This window comes from Clostridioides sp. ES-S-0054-01 (genome assembly GCA_021561035.1).
GTDB lineage: Bacteria > Bacillota > Clostridia > Peptostreptococcales > Peptostreptococcaceae > Clostridioides.
In genome coordinates this window covers 1,363,890-1,384,718 of the sequence record CP067346.1, presented here as the reverse complement: position 1 = coordinate 1,384,718, position 20,829 = coordinate 1,363,890, and the positions used below count along the sequence as shown (strand labels likewise).

The window sequence follows — 20,829 nt, the reverse complement described above, 5'->3', positions numbered from 1 at the left end:
AACTCCCCCCTATAATCCCAGAGACATCTTTATTGCATATGCCACTGATATACCTGCATAATTTCCTAATACTCCACCAATTACTCCCATGACGACTGCTACACTTACAAGTGAATTCCACTTTGCAGAAGCAGCTACTAAAGCTGAAGTAGGACCATCAGCAATTGCTCCTACTATAGATAGTATTACATATTGATACTTTATCTTTAAAAGTCTAGTTATACATAAATGGAAAACAAATGAAGCAAAAATTATGCTAAAGCAGTAAAGTGTTATGGTAAAAGTTGAGCCTAAAAACTCTTTTATATCTACCGAAAAACCTATAGTACATAAAAAGAATAATGCAACAAATAACCCTAAATCTAAATTTCCCTTTAATTTCTTTACTGGCTTTAATTGAGCAATTATAATTGAAATTGTTGTAACTAAAAGAATTCTTGCTGCACTGCTAAAACTTGAATTAAAATATCCAGCAAGTATTGTTGCAACCTCGGTAACAACAAAACCTATAGCCAACATCCAAGCGATATCTTTAATACTCCACTCTTTTGACTCCATAAATTCTTCATTTTGACAATCCTCTAATTCCGATTCTTCTACATGATATGGCCAAAGTTTTTTAAACTTCTTTGAGTTTTTTAGCATAGCAGGTAGAGCAAACATAAATATCAATGTCGGTACTCCAATTACATAATCTGCTGCATTTGCAGCAGCAAGAGTCTGCCTACTTACATTAAGACCTGTTCCAATGGCTGTAAGATTAGCACTACCTCCAGTGTATGTACCTACAAACATTCCAGCAACTTTCCATCCTTCTGATATTTTTTCTGCAAATACAAGTCCAAATAAAAACGCCATAATACTTACTGTTAATACTGCTACAAAAATTGCAATCAAAGGTTCTCTTGATAACTTCGTCATTTCTTTTAAATCAACACTCATCAACATTATAGTCATAGAAACCGGAATAGCATATGTAGAAATAGTTCCATATAACTCAGTACTTACTGGAACTACCTTTAAGTTTGAAAGTATTATTCCCATTATGATTATTGTAAGTGCTGGTCCTAAGCTTTTAATGGCTTTGTATCTTTGTAAGTAAAAACCCAATGCAATCATTGATGTCATTACAGCAAGTATGCTACCTGGATTTGAAAAAAGTGTATTCATATTTAACCTCCAATTTTATCCTTATTTTATCATAAGTTAACTTCTATTCCTAAACCTGGTTTATTGACAAGATTCATAATATCTCTATCCATTACAAATCCTCCAGATATACTTTTTGATTCTTCACAAAACATAAAACTATCAAGGTCAGCTTCTGTTATGTTCTTTTTAGATGCTATTAAATTTGCTGCTGCCGTTATACCAATTCTCGTTTCTAGCATACATCCTAACATACAATTTACTCCGCTTGCCTCAGCTATGTTGTTGATTTTTATAGCAGGATATATTCCCCCTGATTTCATCAGCTTAATATTAAATGTATCAACTGCATTCTTTTTTATAGCTTTAATTGCATCTACTGGTGAATGTAATGATTCATCTATCATAATCTTTGTGTTACTCTTATTTCTTATGTAAGCAGTTCCATCTAAGTCCCAATGTGGAAGTGCTTGTTCAATTGCATCAACATCAAATTCTTCTAATTTTTTGATAGTATTTATACTGCTATTTACGTTCCATCCTTGATTTGCATCAATTCTAATCCTTATACTATCTCCAACAGCCTCTCTAATTAACTTTACAGCCTCAATATCGTCTTCAGGATTTATTCCTGCTTTAAGTTTCAATATCCTAAAGCCTTCTTTAACTCTTTCTAAAGCTTCTCTTGCCATTTTTTCTGGTTTATCTATACTTATAGTAATATCTGTTTGAACTTTATTATCAAAACCTCCAAGAACCTTATAAACAGGCACATTCATAATCTTGCCTTTAATATCGTATAAAGCTATATCAATAGCTGCTTTTGCAGAAGTATTACCTATGATAATTCCATCCATGATTGTATGTATCATTTCAATATCCAGCGGGTCTTTCCCTATTAGTTCTTTTTTAAACATAAGTAATACTGAAAGTACATTATCCAAAACTTCACCTGTGACTGCTGCCAGAGGAGCAGCTTCACCAAATCCATAGTATCCTTCATCAGTTTCAATTTTTAAAATTATACTTTCTCCATATTCAATTACTCCAAATGAAACTACTACTGGTTTTTTTAATTTAATTCTCAGTTTTTCAAATTTGATGTCTGTTATCTTCATATAATCCTCCTCATTTTTAAAGTTATAATTTAATTTTTTAAATTTTATACTTAAAATTATATTATTACTTCAATATTTATGTCAAGGTAATTTACTGAAAATTTATTCTTTTCTAAAATCTACTCTAATAATATTACTTCAATTAGTACTCCTCCATTAAATTCTTTTTTATTATCATTTTCTTTATATTAGTTCAGCAATAATTCATTTTCATAGATTTGCATTTACTTTTAATTAATTTTTAATTCTCCAAATCTACCATGTATTCTTATTGCTACTACTTCTATGTTATGCTATAATTACTTTGTTTTAAGCGAATATTTTATATTAATTTTATTATTTGGAGGTTCTTATGCTAGGTGAAAAGATGAGAAATATAAGAAAAAGCAAGAAAAAAACATTAAGTGATGTTTCCAAACTAACTGATTTATCTATAAGTTATATCTCTCAAATAGAAAGAGATGCTATTGAACCATCCTTGTCTTCATTGAGAAAAATCGCTGAAGTTTTAGACACTCCTTTATATATGTTTATGGATGATAACAATACTGATGATTTAGTCATTAGAAAAGAAGACAGAGTTATGATGAAATTTCCAAAGAGTGAAATGTTTTACGAAATATTATCTCCAATGCCTACATCTGAGTTTACACCTTCTATTTTATTTGTAGAATTTGAACTTAAACCAGAAAGTGAAGATACTAAAAATTATATCTATCATGTATCAGAGGAAATCATGGTAGTAACAAGTGGTATGGTTGATATTTGTATGGGTGAAAAGGTAGTGAGATTAAATCCAGGTGACTCAACATTTATAAAAGCTAATGTACCACATAAAATCATCAATCCAAGCAAAGATACAATAGCTCGTGGATATGGCGTTATATCGCCTCCAATTTGGCCAATAAAATCTAAATAAACTCGATATAACATATCTACTTTTTATAGATATTACAAAAGATTTCCATATAACTTTTATTTCCAAATTGAGGTATTTATTTAGATTTAAGGTATTTATTTTGTAAAAACTTTATAAGGTATTAAGCGTACCACGAATTAACGACTTCCAGTTTGCAAGCAGTTAGTCTAACTAAAAAATAGCTATTTAACCAATCTAAACCATCTTAATCATGGTAAATAGGAAATAGCTATTTGTAAGTTATATTTTAAATTCTAATAAATATTATGTTTATTAAGATTAAATTAAACTGCTATATCGCTTAATACTTTTGCTTTGACAATCCTTATATTCTTCATACTCTTATAAATATCTTGAATCTTTTCTTCTTGTTCTCTCAGCAATCTATGTGCTTCATATATATCTACAAATTCAAATTTTACTACATCATTTGGTTTTGCTTGTGCCAACTTATACAAATCTACACTTATAACATTTCCTATCTTAGTATAACCACCACTAGTCTGTCTATCTGATAACATTATAATAGGTTTTCCATGTCCAGGTACTTGTATAGCTCCGTAAGAAATACCATCAGATATAATGTCCGCTCCATTAAGGTGCTTTATACTCTCTCCATCTAGTCTACAACCCATTCTATCTATTTCATTTGTAACTTTGTATTCATTTGATAAAAATTTTTCTACTTCATCTTTAGAAAAGGCATCATATTGAGGTCCTTTTACAATTCTTAATACCATTTCTGAACTATAATTCGGAATATATTTTGAATTTAATTTTTTATTTATTGTAAAATCTTTTTCCTGAATGAAAGTATTTATATAATCACCTTTTTTAAGTGCTCTACCTTCAAATCCACCAATCTTAGCTCTTGTATAAGTTGACTTACTTCCCATTGCAAGTGGGACGTCTATTCCACCAGCTATTGATACATATGCTCTAGCACCTGATTTTACACCTCTAAATGATAATACATCACCTGGATTTATTTGATATGACCTCCAGTTTTGAATTTCTTTTCCATTTATTCTAGCTCCTAAGTCTCCCCCAGTTACTGCTATTTGTGTATATTCATCAAATGTAATTGTAGGACCTAACATTAAAACTTCTAAGGAAGCTTCATCTTCAGAATTCCCAACTAATATATTTCCTACTCTATGTGCATACTCATCCATTGCTCCACATCCAGATACACCATATTGCCCGTATCCAACTCTACCTCTATCTTGTATTAATGTTTGGAAACCTCCCAATTCAACTTTGAACCCCATATATACCACTCCTTGTACTATAACAATATTTAAATACTTAAGTAATTTTTTTCGATTTCTATAAATTCATCTAATGTTATTGGAACAAATTTTATAAAGTCTCCAGCTCTAAGTAAAATCTGTTCTTCTCTATTTTCATCATATAACTTTAAAGGTGTCCTACCAATTATTTGCCATCCACCAGGACTATCGATAGGATATACACCAGTCTGAGAACCTGCTATTCCAACACTCCCAGCATAAATTTTGGTTCTTGGTACCTCTAATCTAGGTGTAGCTATTCTTTCATCCATACCCCCTAGATATGGAAATCCAGGAGTAAACCCTAACATATATATTAAGTACTCTCTACTTGTGTGTATTTTTATAACCTCATCTACAGTGAGATTATTGTGACTCGCAACATTTTTAATATCTATACCAAAAACCTCGTCATAACATACTGGAATCTCATGTATTTTAGGTTTTGGTAACACTATACTTTCCAAATTATCTTCTATTTTTTTCAGACTCTCAATCAAACTATCAAAATCTATTTTTAATGGATTATAACTTATCATAAGTGACCTATATGTTGGAACCATCTCTGTTACAATCCCTTTAAGACTTGATATTTCTATTGCTCTCATAAATGAAATTACTTTTTTATTTACATCTTCTGATATCTCATTTCCAAATTCAGCAACCACTGCCTTATCTCCTGATAGCAAGTATCTAGTTTCCATAAATGTCACCTCTTTTAGACTAAGCAAACAAAGTAGCTAAACTACTAAGGGAAGTTATTCCTGTATAGGCAGATATTAAAACTACTATCAATCCAAATATTAAAAGCCATGTAGGATGTTTGTAATCTCCAACAATATCTTTTCTTTTAGATGCTATAAGCATAATTCCTAATGTGATTGGAAGTATCAATCCATTTAAAGCTCCTGCTAAAATTAATAAAGTAGCTGGTTTTCCTACAAATGCCATTATAAGTGTTGATATTGCTATAAATGCTATTATGAAATATTTTTCATACTTATCTATAAAAGAATTTAGCGTCTTTAAGAAAGAAACTGATGTATAAGCAGCTCCTATAACTGATGTAATTGCAGCAGACCATAATACAAGACCAAAGAATTTATATCCTATTGCTCCTGCACTAAATTTAAATGCTGAAGCAGCTGGATTTTCTGGGTCAAGTTGAAGACCCTTTGAAACTACTGCTAATATTGCTAAAAATAAAAGAACTCTCATCATTGTTGCAACTAATATACCTAAAAGAGAAGATTTAGTTATTTCTTTTATATTTTCTTTACCTGTTATTCCACCATCTATTAATCTATGTCCTCCAGCAAAAGTTATATAACCTCCAACGCTTCCTCCAAGTAGAGTTATTATTGGGAATATCAATCCTTTTGGGTTTTCTGGTTTTACCATTTTAAAAACTGCTTCACTAACAGGAGGATGATTTGATATTGCCACATACCCAACTATAATTATCATTCCTAATGCTAAAAACTTAGTTATCTTATCTACTAGAGAATTTGAATTTTTTGACATAAATACAAATATTGCTATTAATCCACTTAATATAGTTCCCAATGTCATATTCATATTAAACATTACATTCATACCAAGTGCAGCTCCACCAACATTTCCTATGTTAAAAGCTAAGCCTCCAAGAGCCACTAGAAAAGCTACTAAATAACCTAGTCCAGGCACTATCTTATTTGCTATATCTTGACCTCTAAGACCTGATACACCAATTACTCTCCATACATTTACTTGAGCCCCAACAAAAAGAATTGTTGTAATTAAGATTACAAATGAAAAACTCGGCCCAAAATCTTGAGTAAATTGTGCTGTCTGAGTTAAAAATCCTGGTCCAATTGCTGATGTTGCCATTATAAACGCAGCCCCTATAAGTGCTCCAACATCTTTTTTATTTTTAGCTTTATCTGTAATATCTTTTGTACTCATATTTTATTTCCCCCTCATGTTATCAGCCTTATACTATGTTCTCTGATGAATAAACTTCCATATTTTCTAATGGACAAACTTCTATATTTTCTAATTTAAAACGCTTTCTTATTTCTTTAACAAACTCTATTGCTTTTGGATTATCTCCATGTACACATATAGAATCTGCTTTGATATATATAACTTCACCTGTTAAAGTCTCTACAGTTCCTTCTTTTACCATCTTAACAACTCTATCTATTGCACATTTTGTATCATGTATAACTGCTCCTTCTACACTTCTTGGAACCAAAAAACCATTATTATCATAAGCTCTATCTGCAAACACTTCATTTGCAAATCTAAGCCCAATCTCTTTAGCCGAATTTATCATTTCACTATTATATAGACCTAACAATATGATATCTTTATTAACTTCATATATAGCTTCACAAATCCCCATAGCCAAATCTTTATCTCTGGCCGCCATATTGTATAAGGCTCCATGTGGTTTTACATGTTGTATGTTACATCCATTTGAATTTGCAAATGCCATTAAAGCGCCTAATTGGTATTTTGTATAATCTTTAGCTTCTTGCTTTGTTATTTTCATCTCACGTCTTCCAAATCCTATTAAATCTAGAAAACCTGGATGTGCTCCTATTTTCACTCCATTTTCTTTGGCGAGTTTTACTGTTTTATTCATATAACTAGGATCCCCTGCATGAAATCCACAAGCTATATTAGCTGATGAAATATATTTTAATACTTCTTCATCTAAACCAATCTTATACATTCCAAAACTTTCTCCTAAATCACTATTTAAATCTACTTTATACAATTTATGACCCCCCTTGCTAACATTTTGATAGAATAAGTAGTTTTAATTTTTAAATTTTGTTTATTTTATATATTGCATGAAATATTTTATTACTTGTATTCAATTTTATTTTCACAACTATTCTATTGCATTTAATTAATATAATTTTACCATTTAAGGAATATTTTTGCAATTATTTTAATCAACCATTCATTTGTATTTCTTTTTCAAAAAATGTTTTACCATTTGTTAGTTAATAATTAATTATTTTTATTTAAAACAAGGGTCTTAACCTTCATTTTTAAAGTTTTTTTCATTTTTAATCACTTTATATGCAAGACAGAATCATTTTTCTTCATTCATTTGTTTGTTTCATCTATATAATTATCATTCTTTGTAAGTAAAATATTTTTATATTTTTATAAGTAATTCGTATATAGTTTTAATCATAATAAAATCATGTATAATAAATGCATGTTAAAGTATTATTTTAAAACATGCACAATATTTGTACATATTATAGACATATAAACCTATAAATTATACAATAGTATTGTTAAGATTATATATTTTTTAACATAAATTTTGTATTGGGGGAAAAACAATGGATAAAAACTATACGATGCCAATATACCAAAAAATAGCGTTGGATATTGCAAATAAAATATACACGGGTGAAATACAAGAGGATTCAGTATTATTTGGACGCTCTGTTTTGGCTGGTAAATACAATGTATCTCCAGAAACGATAAGAAGAGCTGTAAAAATTTTAGAGGACATTGGCGTTGTTAAAAGCATAAAGGGTAAAGGTGTTATTGTACTATCTCCAGACAAAGCTTCTTCTTTTATAAAAAAATATAGGGATATTACAAATATATCATCATATAAATCAACACTTTATAATTTAATAGATACTAAATCTAATTTAGAAAATGAAATATTAGATACTATAAATAAAATTTTAGACTATTCTAACAGACTTGAAATAATCAATCCTTTAGTGCCCGTTCAGTTCACCATAAACTCTAATTGCAAATATATTGGTCAAACAGCTGCACAAACTAAATTTTGGCAAAATACAGGTGCTACAATAGTTGCAATTAAAAGAGGTGAAGAACTTATAATATCTCCTGGACCGTATATTGAATTTTTAGAAGGGGATATTCTCTTAGTTGTTGGTGACCAACACATTTACAACTCTATACCAATGTTTTTATATGAAAATGAAAAATAAGTATACGGTTTAGTATGATTGTACAAAATGTAGAATTAATAATAAAAAAAGAGCTTCATATTTTACATAAAGCTCTTTTTAAAGTCAAATAAATTTGCCTTTGATTAATTTTTAAACATCCAATTCATCTTCTTTTTCCCAGTTTAAAGCTCTTGATACAGCTTTTTTCCAACCTTTATATAACTTACATCTCTTCTCTTCACTCATATTTGGATTAAACTCTTTTTCTACTGACCACTTTGACGTAATTTCATTTCTTCCAATATAGAATCCAACAGATAATCCTGCTAAATAAGCAGCTCCTAAAGCTGTAGTTTCTACTATCTTTGGTCTATCTATATCTACATTTAATATATCTGACTGAAATTGCATTAAGAAATTATTATTACTTGCTCCACCATCAACTTTTAATGACTTTAGTTTTAATTTTGAATCATTTTGCATTGCTTCTAAAACATCCTTTGTCTGATAAGCAATTGACTCCAATGTAGCTCTTACTATATGTTCTTTTTTTGCCCCTCTTGTAAGACCTAAGATTGACCCTCTAGCATACATATCCCAATATGGAGCTCCAAGACCTGTGAATGCTGGCACTACATATACACCATTAGTATCCTCTACCCTATTTGCATACATTTCACTATCTTTTGCAGATTCAATTATCTTTAATTCATCTCTAAGCCATTGAATAGACGCTCCTCCAATAAATATACTTCCTTCTAATGCATATGTTACTTTTCCATCGACACCCCAAGCAATTGTTGTAAGTAAACCATGCTTAGATTTAACTATGTTACTGCCTGTATTCATAAGTAAGAAACAACCTGTTCCATAAGTATTTTTTGCAGTTCCTTCTTCAACACAATTTTGACCAAATAATGCTGCTTGTTGGTCTCCAGCACATCCAGCAATAGGTATTTTAGCTCCTGATAACATACGTTCATCTGTATGACCATAGACATAGCTAGAAGGTTTTACTAATGGCAACATGCTTATTGGTATATCCAATTCTCGTAGTATATCTTTATCCCATTCTAAAGCATTTATATTGTACATCATTGTTCTAGATGCATTTGAGTAATCTGTTACATGTACTTTTCCACGTGTTAAATTCCATATTAACCATGTATCTATAGTTCCAAATAATAGTTCACCTTGTTCAGCTTTTTCTCTAGCCCCTTCTACATTGTCTAATATCCATTTTACTTTTGTTGCTGAAAAGTATGCATCTATTAAAAGACCTGTTTTTTCTTTTATTGATTCTTCCAATCCTTTATTTTTAAGTTCATCACATATTTCTGATGTTCTCCTACATTGCCATACTATTGCATTATAAATTGGTTTGCCAGTATACCTACTCCAAACAACCGTAGTCTCTCTTTGGTTAGTTATTCCTATTGAAGCAATTTCTTCTGGCCTTATGCCTGCTGTTTCTATAACTTCTCTCATTACCCCACTTTGTGAACCCCATATTTCCATAGGGTCATGCTCTACCCATCCAGCTTTTGGATAAATTTGATTGAATTCTTTTTGTGCAATTTTTACTATTTCTCCTTTTTTATTAAATAGTATAGCTCTTGAACTAGTTGTTCCTTGGTCTAGTGCCATTACATACTTCTTTTCCATATCTTCATCTCCTTGAATGTATTCTAAATACTCAACTTCAATATTTTTATTTTTTATTTTCTAGTGTTTTTATAATCAAGTGTAGCAACAAAAGAAGCAACATACGAATTTATATCTTTTCTAATTTAAATTTAACACATAAATATTGTATCTACTAGAATTTTTTATTAGAATTATTAGCTAATAATTCTATATTTTATTTTATAGAATGTTTACTTAAATACATCCATTTAAAACTTCAACTGCATTATTTTTTTCATCTGGAAGAACATGTGTATATGTATCAGAAGTTATTTTCATACTGCTATGACCTAATAATACTTGAATTATTTTTATTTGTACCCCATTTTCAAATAGCCTTGTTGCATAAGTATGTCTTAATGCATGAAATTTTCTGTATTCTATGTTTGCTTTCTCTAATGATTTTGTATAGTTTCTAACTAAGTTTCTTGGCTCTATGGAATTACCAAGTTTTGTAGCAAACACAAAATCATTATCTTCATATAATTCACCTGCCTTTAACTTTTCCTCTAGCTGAAACTTTTTATGTTCCTTAATATCTTTTAATAATTTTGAAGGAATTGGAACAGTTCTAAAACTTGTTTTTGTTTTTGGTTTTCCTTCTGAAATAAAACTTTTTATACTATCTGTTGTTTCAAATTTTCTAACTCTTTTTAATGTCTTAGACACACTTACTAAACTGACTTTCATATCAATATCTGACCATCTTAATGCTAATAATTCTCCCATTCTTAGACCAGTACCTAAAGCCAACTTATATAATAATTTCAATCTATTACTTTCCAAAGAATTTAAAAATATAGTTTGTTCCTCTAATGAAAATACAGGAACTTCTTTTCTCTCTTCAACTTTTGGAAGTATTACATACTTACAAGGATTACTTAATATATATCTTTCTTTTTCAGCTTGATCTAAAGCTTGTTTTAATATCTTATTAACATATTTTATAGTACTAGGGCTTACATTTTTATTTTTTAATATATCATTGTAATACATTTGTAGGCTTGTCACTTTTAAATCTTTAAGTTTTATTTTACCTATATTTGTATCCTTTATATGATTATTATATAAACTATAATATCGCTCAATAGTGCTCAATCTAACTTCATTTAATTTATATTCTTTTATCCAAATATATATCCATTCTTGCAATGTAATTTTATCATTTATAACTACTAATCCAAAAGTCTCATTAGCTCTATATTCTTTCATTTTATTCATAACTTCTGATTTAGTTTTTCCTGAGAATACCTTTCTTTTCAATTTACCATTAAAATCTCTACCAAGTGTTATAGCTCCTCTCCATATATTTCCTGATTTATATATAGAACCTTCTCCATTACCTCGTTTAGCCATCTATATAACCTCCTTTTATTATTTTCAAATAGATTTTCCTATCTGGTCATAAAACCACTCATCAACTTTAGATTTTATTATTAAAATCTTTCTTCCACATTTTATCATTGGAAAGCCTTTTGAATTTACTATTGTATATGCTCTATTATGTCCTATCCCATATTCCTCACAAAATTCTTTTACAGTCATAACTTTTTTATATCTTTTTTCCATTATAAGTCTTCCTCCTACTCACTTTTATAATATATATTTATAAATGTTTAACTTTTCATAATATCAACTAATCTATCTACTAGGTAATATTTTATTCTACCATTCCTAAAACTATATATAAAACAATTCTTGTTCCTGTTCCAAGTATAAAATAATTAATATTTTTGGCGCTTTACTTTAATCCTATACCAATAAATCCTCTAAGACTTGAACCTCCATCAATTCTAATCTTTTTATTTTCAACTTGAGTATAAGTTTGATTTATTTTTCTTGAAAAAACTACATCTGTTTCATATACTATACCGTTTAACTCACAATATTCTACATATGCATTATAAAGATCACTGGAGTATACTTTCAATGATTTATCAAGTACACAACAAGTTTTGATAAAGGTTCCTATAGGATTTATATTTGGAACATAGTTTTTCTTTATAATTTCTCCACCTTCATCTTCTACAAAACGATATTTATTAGATATTAATCCATTTAAATAATACATACTCATAGAAACTATATCAGATGCTTCATTTACAAGCTTTGTTCCTAAATTTGTATCTTGTATTTCCTTAGGAACACTTACAGGAAAATGTAATATCTTTAATCTATTTATAAATGCATTAGTTATTTCTCCTTTTACCTGTGGCAATTGATTTGCCCCATATAAAAGTTTACTATTACATCTAAAGTTAAATGGATTTCTATTTTTAAATTCAGCTGTTATATAATCGTTTCCTGAACAATTTTTTATATCATTCATATTTTTTATCAATCCTGAGGCAATTTCTCCATTTATATTTATCTTACTTTTTGAAAGTTCTGCTGTTAAAAAACGTTCTCCTAATTGATCCAATTTTAAATTTGATACCAATTGGGCTCCACTTATACTACACATAATATGTTGTATAAAATTTAAACATACAGATTTTCCAGAATCAGATTCTCCTAGAAAAATAAATATAGATTTGCTTGCTCCTTTTATATCACTTAAAACATAACCCATCATCTGGAACAATAATATTTCCTTATTTCTATCTCCTTGTAAAGATGTTTTTACAAATTCATTCCAAGTATTAAACCTAATATCATTAATTTTTGTCTTAAAATTACAATTTAAACAGTAATTAAAATAAAATTTTTTATCATTTTCACAATTATGATTTTTAAATTCCAATGTATTTAAGTTTAAAATTCCATTTTTAAAGTTAACTAACATATCATAGAAATTAATTTTTTCCTGTTTTATATTTAATAATGGTTCAGATTTAATATTAATTATCAATGCTTTTAATATTGAAGGATGTATTTTTAATCTTTTTTCTCTTGGCTCAATATATTCTTTTATCTTTAATAATTCATCTTCTATACTTACAAATTGATAAAACGAATATTCTTCATTCCATATATATAATGAATTTTGAATTGAAAAAAAACGTTTCATATTTATAAATTCTTCTGTTAATTTAGTTAAATCTTTATTACTTGATCCACTATTCAAATTTTTATTTATATTATCTTCTTTCAACTTTATTTTCCTTGTATTATCAAATTCAAGGCTTTCTATTTTTGGAATATTATCTATTTTCATATTCAAATATGTTGATTCCATTAGATTATTATTCATTTCTTTATTTTTATTAGAATAATCTTCTTTCTTTACCTTTTTTATTGCTTCTTTTAAACTTGATTTATTTCCCATATATTCATCAGAAATATTATTTATATTCACCTTTTCTGTTATTTTTAAGTCTAAATTATTTTCTTTATTTTCATTAGAATAATCCTCTTTCTTTACCTTTTTTATTGCTTCTTTTAGACTTGATTTATTTCCCATATATTCATCAGAAACATTATTTATATTCACCTTTTCTGTTATTTTTAAGTCTAAATTATTTTCTTTATTTTCATTAGAATAATCCTCTTTCTTTACCTTTTTTATTGCTTCTTTTAGACTTGATTTATTTCCCATATATTCATCAGAAACATTATTTATATTCACCTCTCCTGTTATTTTTAAGTCTAAATTATTTTCTTTATTTTCATTAGAATAATCCTCTTTCTTTACCTTTTTTATTGCTTCTTTTAGACTTGATTTATTTCCCATATATTCATTAGAAATATTATTTATATTCACCTCTCCTGTTATTTTTAAGTCTAAATTATTTTCTTTATTTTCATTAGAATAATCCTCTTTCTTTATCTTTTTTATTGCTTCTTTTAAACCTGATTTATCTTCCATGTATTTATTTATAAATTTTTCCAACTAAATCTCTCCCTTATCTTTTGATTGTTTTATAAATTTATATTTCAAATAACTCACTTTTTTATAAATTTCAATGTAAATTAGTATATAAAAAACTTATAACGATTTTATGAATGATTTGTAATATATCTACAATTATTTACTATATAATATATAATTTTAAAATTTTTTATCTTAATTTGTTTTAAATAAACCTTCAAACTTTATGATAACTTCTTATCAACTTTCTTTTAACATATATCTATATTATTTAAAAGTTTCAATAAAAATAGATGAAAATTTAATGCTATTTATACAGAGCAACTTTTTATAAAACCCTCCTTTCTTGTGTGGTACCTACACTAGTATTTATGTATAAACATATATTAACAAAAAAAACAATCCCTTTTACGGAATTATTTTTACATAGAATTTTAACCACTACTCACACCAAGTATCTACATCAAATCCATTATTACACCTAAAATATATTCTCATACAACATTTCATTAATATAGATTTAGATGTTCTTTGATACTCTTCATTAACTTTTGAAAATATATTATTATATTCTGTACTTATGAAATCATGAAATGTAATATAGGCTTTGATTTTATTTTTGTCTCCAAGTATCATTGTTCTCAATATAGGAGCATAAACACAATGAATTACTTTATCACATTTTGAAAATTGAGAAAAACTAGGTTTTTTATGATTTTTCTTTCTATAATATACATAATTCGCCAATGGTGTTGCCATATCTCTAAATACATATACACCATCTTTTTTATATTTTCTTATGTACTCTAAGCCTCTAAATTGTACTTTAATTTTATTATATATTTTCTTTGTTGCATCATTAGATCCACTCATATACTTGTATGTTTCTGCAATGTCCTTTAAACTATATTTTTCCTTAATCTCTACATTATCAAAATACTTAAGTTCAAAAAAATTATTATTTGTAATTATAGGCATATCAATAATGTAATAATTTTTTATAAAAACATTTCTATAATAAATGTATAAATTTTTATATGGATTATCATTTTTTCCATCATAATATGAATCCTTACGATTTTTTCCAGATTGATTATATTCTTCTAAATATTCATAATAATAATTCTTTTCTTCTTCTACTACCTTTATAAATTCATCAATTCTTAATTTATGCCATCTTTCCTTTGAGTATAATCCACTAAAAACTAGTTCAATAACTTTATACAAATAATTATTAAATTCATCCCACTCAGAATCCAATTCTCGCAAAAACGAATCATATAAATACGCACTGTTCATGTCTTCATCTGTAAACAATTTATTTACACTTTCCCTCCACCTCATTTCTACATCCACATCTGACCATGAATGGCAGTTTTGCTGTGCTTCTTTAATATATCTTGGTTTTAGTACATTATTATAATATTCTTCCTGTTTATGATACAATATCTGCATTTCTTCCAATAATTTAATTTTACCTTTTTGTTTCTTTACTATTTTTGATACAGTGATTCCATTGTTATGTAGATATAAAAAAATATTTTCAACAGCTGGATCCATTTTTTTATAATTTAGAGTTTTAATAAATTTGTTATATTCTTTACTGTATGTATCCATTTCTACATATTCTTGATCACCTAATTTTACATTTAATATCCTTCTTAAATAATCTTTAAATCTTTCCATAATTACACCTCTTTACAAGAATTCATTCTGTTAACTTATTTGGGCTTACAATATTTATAATTATTATTTCAATAATATCTTCATTATTGAAATAATAATTATAAAAAAAGTACTTATGTAAAAATATTACACAGTTTACATTAAAATACCAATTTTTTAATCAAACTAAATTTCAATCTACTTACTTATTTATCTTCTCTAATAGCTATTTTTATCATATCTAATTAACAGAACTATAAATAATTGTATTATACCTTTATCATATATATCTGAATTAAAAAGAGCAATCAATATTTCTATTGACTGCTCCAAATAAAATGTTATTAATCTTCTAAAAATTCATATTAAATCATAATCACAAACATTTACCATATTTGCAAGTCACATATACATTTTAATTACAATAAAATACTATTTCCCTATAAATATAAATTATTTTTTATTGGAACTGGAACATAATATATTGTATTTACTTAATTAAAGAAATTATTTACATTCATAATAAACTTATAAGTTATTTGTAGTATACTTACAATCAATTCTATAATATATATTTTTAAATTTTTTTATACTTCATTAAAAATATTCTATTTTTTGTCTATAAGTATATTATACTCAACCAATGGTATTAAAGCTTTTTTATTTCATTTAGTATAAAAAGTGAATAAACTTAAAAAGTTTTTTTATTTACTAATATATTGTAATCAGTTAAATCTCCTGTTGAATGATAACAATCATAAAAAACACAGTAATTTCTTTACAATGAGTCAGGTGCATAACTTGCATGATCCTTACCATCGTTAAAAATAAATAATGTTTCTTTAGAATTTATCTTTATAACTTCACAAATTTTTTGTTATGCTTTTTTTATTCTTTTACTTTCTTTCATTTCATTTGGATATGGAACACCTGGAATATAAGTCACTCTCATATAAACCTTCCTATTAGTATAATAACAAGAATATTTATCGTATTGATTATAGTTTATAAGATCACCTTCATCTATTAACACACACAATTCCCTTTGACCACTACAAATATATTCTATTCCTTCACCATTAGTAAATGACATCCTGCAACGGTTTTACAGCATATTTTGATTGTTATATCATATCATCTTATATATCTCATACAATTGTAACTCTAATGGCTCCTTTGAATATAGATTTATGCCATCCATCTCCAACCAGTACAGTATATTCATTTTTAGATATATAACCTATAAGAGGGAGGATAAAGCAAATTATACCCATCAGCTGTGTGTAAAGACTCTGTTTTTCCGTAGAATTCTTAAATAACTATTTTATTAGTAGTATATTTCTCTGATCCAGATAATCTTTTTGTCTTTAAATTATTTACAACTTTATCAGATACAGAATTCTTACCAATTATTATATAGTTTTTAGTATTAATAAACTTAAATGTAGAACTATCATCGATTAATACAATTGGCTTACGAGTTCTATATGCTTGTGATGCTACAAAATCAGCTTCCCATTTATATGCTCCTACAATATAAATTGTTTTAACATTATCATATCAATCCTAGTATAAACTGAATCAAGTATAAAATCTGTTTATGTATGAAGTATTGGATCTTTTGGGATTCTGCTAATCTACAATAGAAAGTCCATCAGCTAGCTTATCTCTATTGATAGATACTATATTAGTGTAATTTTTTTTATCAGCAATTAAATCTGATATCTAATATTTGTCTTTTCCTTGAATAGTATTAATATCATCAGGTGCATTTAATTTTCTCGGAAATACTAAAACTTCCAATAATACTAATATCCCTAATTCCAATAAATTCCTACTAAATTTCATAATAATACCACTTTATAACCTATTTTTGAACATTTAGTTAGGCCTTCTTTAATATAAATACTTTTTAATTATTATTATTTTTGTCAATTCATTTAAAATAGTATATTTTACTATAGCTTCAACTTTTATTTTGATACAACTTCATTAAAAATTTTAATCTTCTTTTCAACTTCTTTATCAATTTCTTTATTATAAGAATCTATAGCACCACTTAAAAAATATAACGCTGTTTCATCTATGTCAACATAATTCATAGCATTTTTTAAATCAGAAATAAACTCTTTTACTGCATTATATACTGAATAATAACAATATTTCACTTTGAATTTTGATCTACCACGCCAATCTTCACCACAATATACTTCCATATCATCAGTATCTACATACATCTTATAAGAATCTAGTGAACTATATGATCCTGATTTGAATTCTGCAATTATACCAGATTGAGTACTTTTTTCTTCAAAATGTCGTAATGTATATGTTACATTTTCTCTATACGAACTATCTAATCCTCCTGGATATACATCAAATTTAGTAAAATCATCAGGAAATGAAATCGATTTACTACTCAATGATTGTGCTTCTGCAACAATTTCATTAAGAATCTTTTCATATTTGTGATTAAATTTTGCATAAAAGCTACTATCATCAAAAGTATAATATGGTTTTAATTTATCATTTTTATATTGTACAAAAACACTTAATATGAATGGCCTATATTGAGAATATGCAATACGATTAAATTCAGCAATACCAGCTGCTTCTGCTTGACTACTATTTGAATAAATATAATTGTGTTGTCCTTTTGCATCTCCAAAATCAATACTATAATTATTGGAATTGAAATTTATATCTTGTTTTGTAACAAACACTTTTTTAATATCTTTCAATTTATTTTCCAATATTTCTCCTAAATCTTTTAATCCTTGTTCACCAATACCTTTTACAGATTTCACTTCAACAATACTTATTGCATCAACTGGACATATTTCAACAATTTTATTAGCTTCAAATAGATATTCTTCTGAAATATAACCACTCTCTATGGCATAAACTTTACCATTGTTGTTTTCTTCTAATAAATCAGTCATAATTACACACATACCACAAGCAATACAATTAGCTGATACATTAAATTTTTTCATATCCATCTCTCCTAATTAAAGTTTTTCTAGTTTTTCTAAATATTCACTACCTATTTGTAATGCATTTAAAGATTCATTTGTCAGTTCACCATCTTTATCAAGTAAAGGAGTATCAATAATTTTTTTTATTGCATCAGCAATATTTATAGATGTCATTAAAGTATTTCTATCTTGTACATTATAATTAATTCTATCAAATCCATTTTTATTAATAACCTCTGAACTCACTCTTATTGATTGTGTAAATAATAGATTCATTTTGGCTAAAAGTATAGCTATCCTTTCAGATCTCTTAGTTATTGTATCTAAAGCAATTGCAATCGTTTCTGCTTGAGAATATATAACATTAGAAATTTCAACTTGGCTAGTAGCTATTTGAACGTTTCGTTTTGACTCATCCACCATTACTCCTCCAATACCCTTAAGTAAAAAACTTACAACCATCTCCTTATCTGTCATAGGTGACATTGCTGTAACTGTCATATGTCTAATAGATGATATATTTGATGTCATTGAAATATTTTTATTTAATTCTTTAAGTCCTTCTCCGTCTTGGAAGTTAATTTCCATAATTTGTTCATACAATTTCAAAAATTCATTCATTGATGTAGATAAAATGGCTCGCTTACGATTTGCAACTTTCATTAATGTATTATCAGTTAGTTCTTGTTTATTTTTCACAAGTTCTTCTGCTGTAATCTGTCTTTCATAAGCTTTGGCAAATTTTTTTTGAGCTTGTTCATCCATTTTCAAAGATTTATCAGTTTTTGCAAATGTGTATACAATACCACTAAACAACATTCCACCAGCTATAAGCATACTGTACCTCCATTATAATGTTAAAATATTTTCTGTATCATCAAAAAATGTATTAAACTCTCTAATTGTATTAAACTTACAAGTGTTATTAAATATAGACAATATTGAATTTAATCCACTTGAAATATTCTCTATATTATTTTTTGAGCTATCCATACCCATAAAAATTAATTTAAATCCATGTTCAAACTCTTCATCCCATTTTTTAAATTTTAGTTTAATCATTTTTTCTAATTTTTTTCTTTGATTCTCCATTTCAACAAGGGCTTCATTAACAATAGCATTTATTTGAGCTTGTTTTTCAACATTAAGATTCTTTATTTGTTTGTATTCCAATACTGCCTTGCTAATTTCTCCAACTACAATAGAAGTAATAATTGCAGCCGCTGGAGCACCTGCTATCATTCCAAGTTCATAAGCAATAATGCCTACATTATTCATCAATATTTCGATCACACATTCTTCCACTGAAATGTCATTATCAATAAACTTCACAACATAATCTCCCACTACTATCACTGTTGAAATTTTGTCTATCTGAAACTTTCTACCAACGAGTTGTATTTTATCAGAATACTTATAATGTTGTGCAATCTTAGAAACAGCATCTTGAGTTAAATTTGAACTTACGCTACTGATAAAGCTTCTTGATGTATCATATACTATATCTTTTAGTGCTTCGTCAATATCTTTTTCTCTTGTAGCTACAGAAACAATGTTATTAATAGATGATGTAGTTAGACTAATAAGTTCTACAGACTTTCCATTATAAATGCTTTCTTTTGATACGATTTTAATGTCTTCTTTTAGAGCATTTGTTTTAACCATTTTAAATTTAATAGCATGATATTTTTTAGCACCTTTTAAGTTTCTAATATCAAGTTGAGCATCTGTAATAACTGGCTGAACAGCTCCATTTACAACAAATTTGAATTTTTGACCTCTAGTTAAACTGTCTGACACTTTTTTATTTCTAAGTGCATCTATATTACCTCTATCTTGTTTAGCTGCATTAGCTGTCTTTGATAATAGTTGTAGATTTCGTTTTTGTGTTGCTATTTCACAAATGTCTTCATCATTTATATATTTCTTATGTTTATTTCTTTTATGTATACTTGCTATTGGGTCAATATGATCTGCTTCTAAAACATGCTTAGCATATTTATTGCTTCTATACTTTTTCTTTGCTGCTTTTACATTCTTATGTAATACTGTTCCATTAGAATTTACCTTTGTATTTTCACCATCAAAATAATTTTCAACAAAATCTTTTTTTACTTTTGTTTCTCTGGTTTTCTCATAATTTTTCCTATTATATTCTTGAGTGACTCCATATTGTTTTTCTTCCATAAAAATATGCCTCCTCATAAATAATTAAATTTCTCCATGCTTATAGTCTATTTCTACGATATTACGAAACTACATTTCCATTTTTT

Annotated in this window: 17 protein-coding genes; 2 read left to right on the top strand and 15 right to left on the bottom strand. The window is 27.3% G+C overall.

The genetic code is table 11. The features are described from left to right. Nucleotides 1–9: 9 nt before the first annotated feature. Nucleotides 10–1,170: a DUF819 family protein gene (locus tag JJC02_06705; GenBank protein ID UDN55858.1), complete on the bottom strand. Its 1,161-nt coding sequence runs from the start codon at nt 1,168–1,170 to the stop codon at nt 10–12. 29 nt (nt 1,171–1,199) lie between these two features. Continuing rightward, entirely contained in the window at nt 1,200–2,267 is a 1,068-nt protein-coding gene (locus JJC02_06700) for a dipeptide epimerase (GenBank protein UDN55857.1), read from the bottom strand. Nucleotides 2,268–2,619: 352 nt separating this feature from the next. Here JJC02_06700 and JJC02_06695 point away from each other — a divergent pair, with 352 nt between their 5' ends. Next, nucleotides 2,620–3,186: a helix-turn-helix transcriptional regulator gene (locus JJC02_06695; GenBank protein ID UDN55856.1), complete on the top strand. Its 567-nt coding sequence runs from the start codon at nt 2,620–2,622 to the stop codon at nt 3,184–3,186. Nucleotides 3,187–3,470: 284 nt separating this feature from the next. Here JJC02_06695 and JJC02_06690 read toward each other — a convergent pair whose 3' ends face one another. From JJC02_06690 to JJC02_06675, 4 genes are read right to left on the bottom strand one after another with little or no spacing between them, the layout of a single operon-like run. Further along, nucleotides 3,471–4,457, bottom strand: coding sequence for a biotin-dependent carboxyltransferase (locus tag JJC02_06690; GenBank protein UDN55855.1), 987 nt, complete (start codon nt 4,455–4,457; stop codon nt 3,471–3,473). Nucleotides 4,458–4,486: 29 nt separating this feature from the next. After that, a complete protein-coding gene (gene pxpB / locus JJC02_06685; protein UDN55854.1) occupies nt 4,487–5,182 on the bottom strand; it encodes a 5-oxoprolinase subunit PxpB in 696 nt (231 codons plus the stop codon). A 19-nt stretch (nt 5,183–5,201) separates the two neighbouring features. Further along, the gene (locus tag JJC02_06680; GenBank protein ID UDN55853.1) at nt 5,202–6,422 is read right to left on the bottom strand and encodes a divalent metal cation transporter; all 1,221 of its coding nucleotides are present in this window, start codon (nt 6,420–6,422) and stop codon (nt 5,202–5,204) included. Nucleotides 6,423–6,450: 28 nt separating this feature from the next. After that, on the bottom strand, nt 6,451–7,242 hold the full coding sequence (locus JJC02_06675; protein UDN55852.1) for a LamB/YcsF family protein: 792 nt from the start codon (nt 7,240–7,242) through the stop codon (nt 6,451–6,453). A 583-nt stretch (nt 7,243–7,825) separates the two neighbouring features. Here JJC02_06675 and JJC02_06670 point away from each other — a divergent pair. Beyond that, complete coding sequence (locus JJC02_06670) at nt 7,826–8,455, top strand: GntR family transcriptional regulator (GenBank protein UDN55851.1); 630 nt, start codon at nt 7,826–7,828, stop codon at nt 8,453–8,455. A 111-nt stretch (nt 8,456–8,566) separates the two neighbouring features. Here the strand turns inward: JJC02_06670 and glpK are convergent, their stop codons facing one another. The 9 genes from glpK to JJC02_06625 form a co-directional block, all read right to left on the bottom strand. Continuing rightward, nucleotides 8,567–10,081 carry a glycerol kinase GlpK gene (gene glpK / locus JJC02_06665; protein UDN55850.1) on the bottom strand — a complete coding sequence of 505 codons (1,515 nt, stop codon included), beginning with the start codon at nt 10,079–10,081 and terminating at the stop codon, nt 8,567–8,569. Between the two features lie 216 nt (nt 10,082–10,297). Then, nucleotides 10,298–11,458, bottom strand: coding sequence for a site-specific integrase (locus JJC02_06660; GenBank protein UDN55849.1), 1,161 nt, complete (start codon nt 11,456–11,458; stop codon nt 10,298–10,300). A gap of 24 nt (nt 11,459–11,482) precedes the next feature. Continuing rightward, complete coding sequence (locus JJC02_06655; protein ID UDN55848.1) at nt 11,483–11,671, bottom strand: helix-turn-helix domain-containing protein; 189 nt, start codon at nt 11,669–11,671, stop codon at nt 11,483–11,485. Nucleotides 11,672–11,843: 172 nt separating this feature from the next. Further along, nucleotides 11,844–13,934, bottom strand: coding sequence for a hypothetical protein (locus JJC02_06650; protein ID UDN55847.1), 2,091 nt, complete (start codon nt 13,932–13,934; stop codon nt 11,844–11,846). A 420-nt stretch (nt 13,935–14,354) separates the two neighbouring features. Then, nucleotides 14,355–15,599 (bottom strand): hypothetical protein, encoded by a 1,245-nt coding sequence (locus JJC02_06645; protein UDN55846.1) that lies wholly within the window; start codon nt 15,597–15,599, stop codon nt 14,355–14,357. Nucleotides 15,600–16,455: 856 nt separating this feature from the next. Further along, entirely contained in the window at nt 16,456–16,671 is a 216-nt protein-coding gene (locus tag JJC02_06640) for a hypothetical protein (protein UDN55845.1), read from the bottom strand. A gap of 880 nt (nt 16,672–17,551) precedes the next feature. Then, nucleotides 17,552–18,574 (bottom strand): ferredoxin, encoded by a 1,023-nt coding sequence (locus JJC02_06635; protein ID UDN55844.1) that lies wholly within the window; start codon nt 18,572–18,574, stop codon nt 17,552–17,554. A 15-nt stretch (nt 18,575–18,589) separates the two neighbouring features. Further along, nucleotides 18,590–19,393 (bottom strand): hypothetical protein, encoded by an 804-nt coding sequence (locus tag JJC02_06630; GenBank protein ID UDN55843.1) that lies wholly within the window; start codon nt 19,391–19,393, stop codon nt 18,590–18,592. A 12-nt stretch (nt 19,394–19,405) separates the two neighbouring features. Then, complete coding sequence (locus JJC02_06625; GenBank protein ID UDN55842.1) at nt 19,406–20,743, bottom strand: hypothetical protein; 1,338 nt, start codon at nt 20,741–20,743, stop codon at nt 19,406–19,408. Nucleotides 20,744–20,829 lie beyond the last annotated feature (86 nt).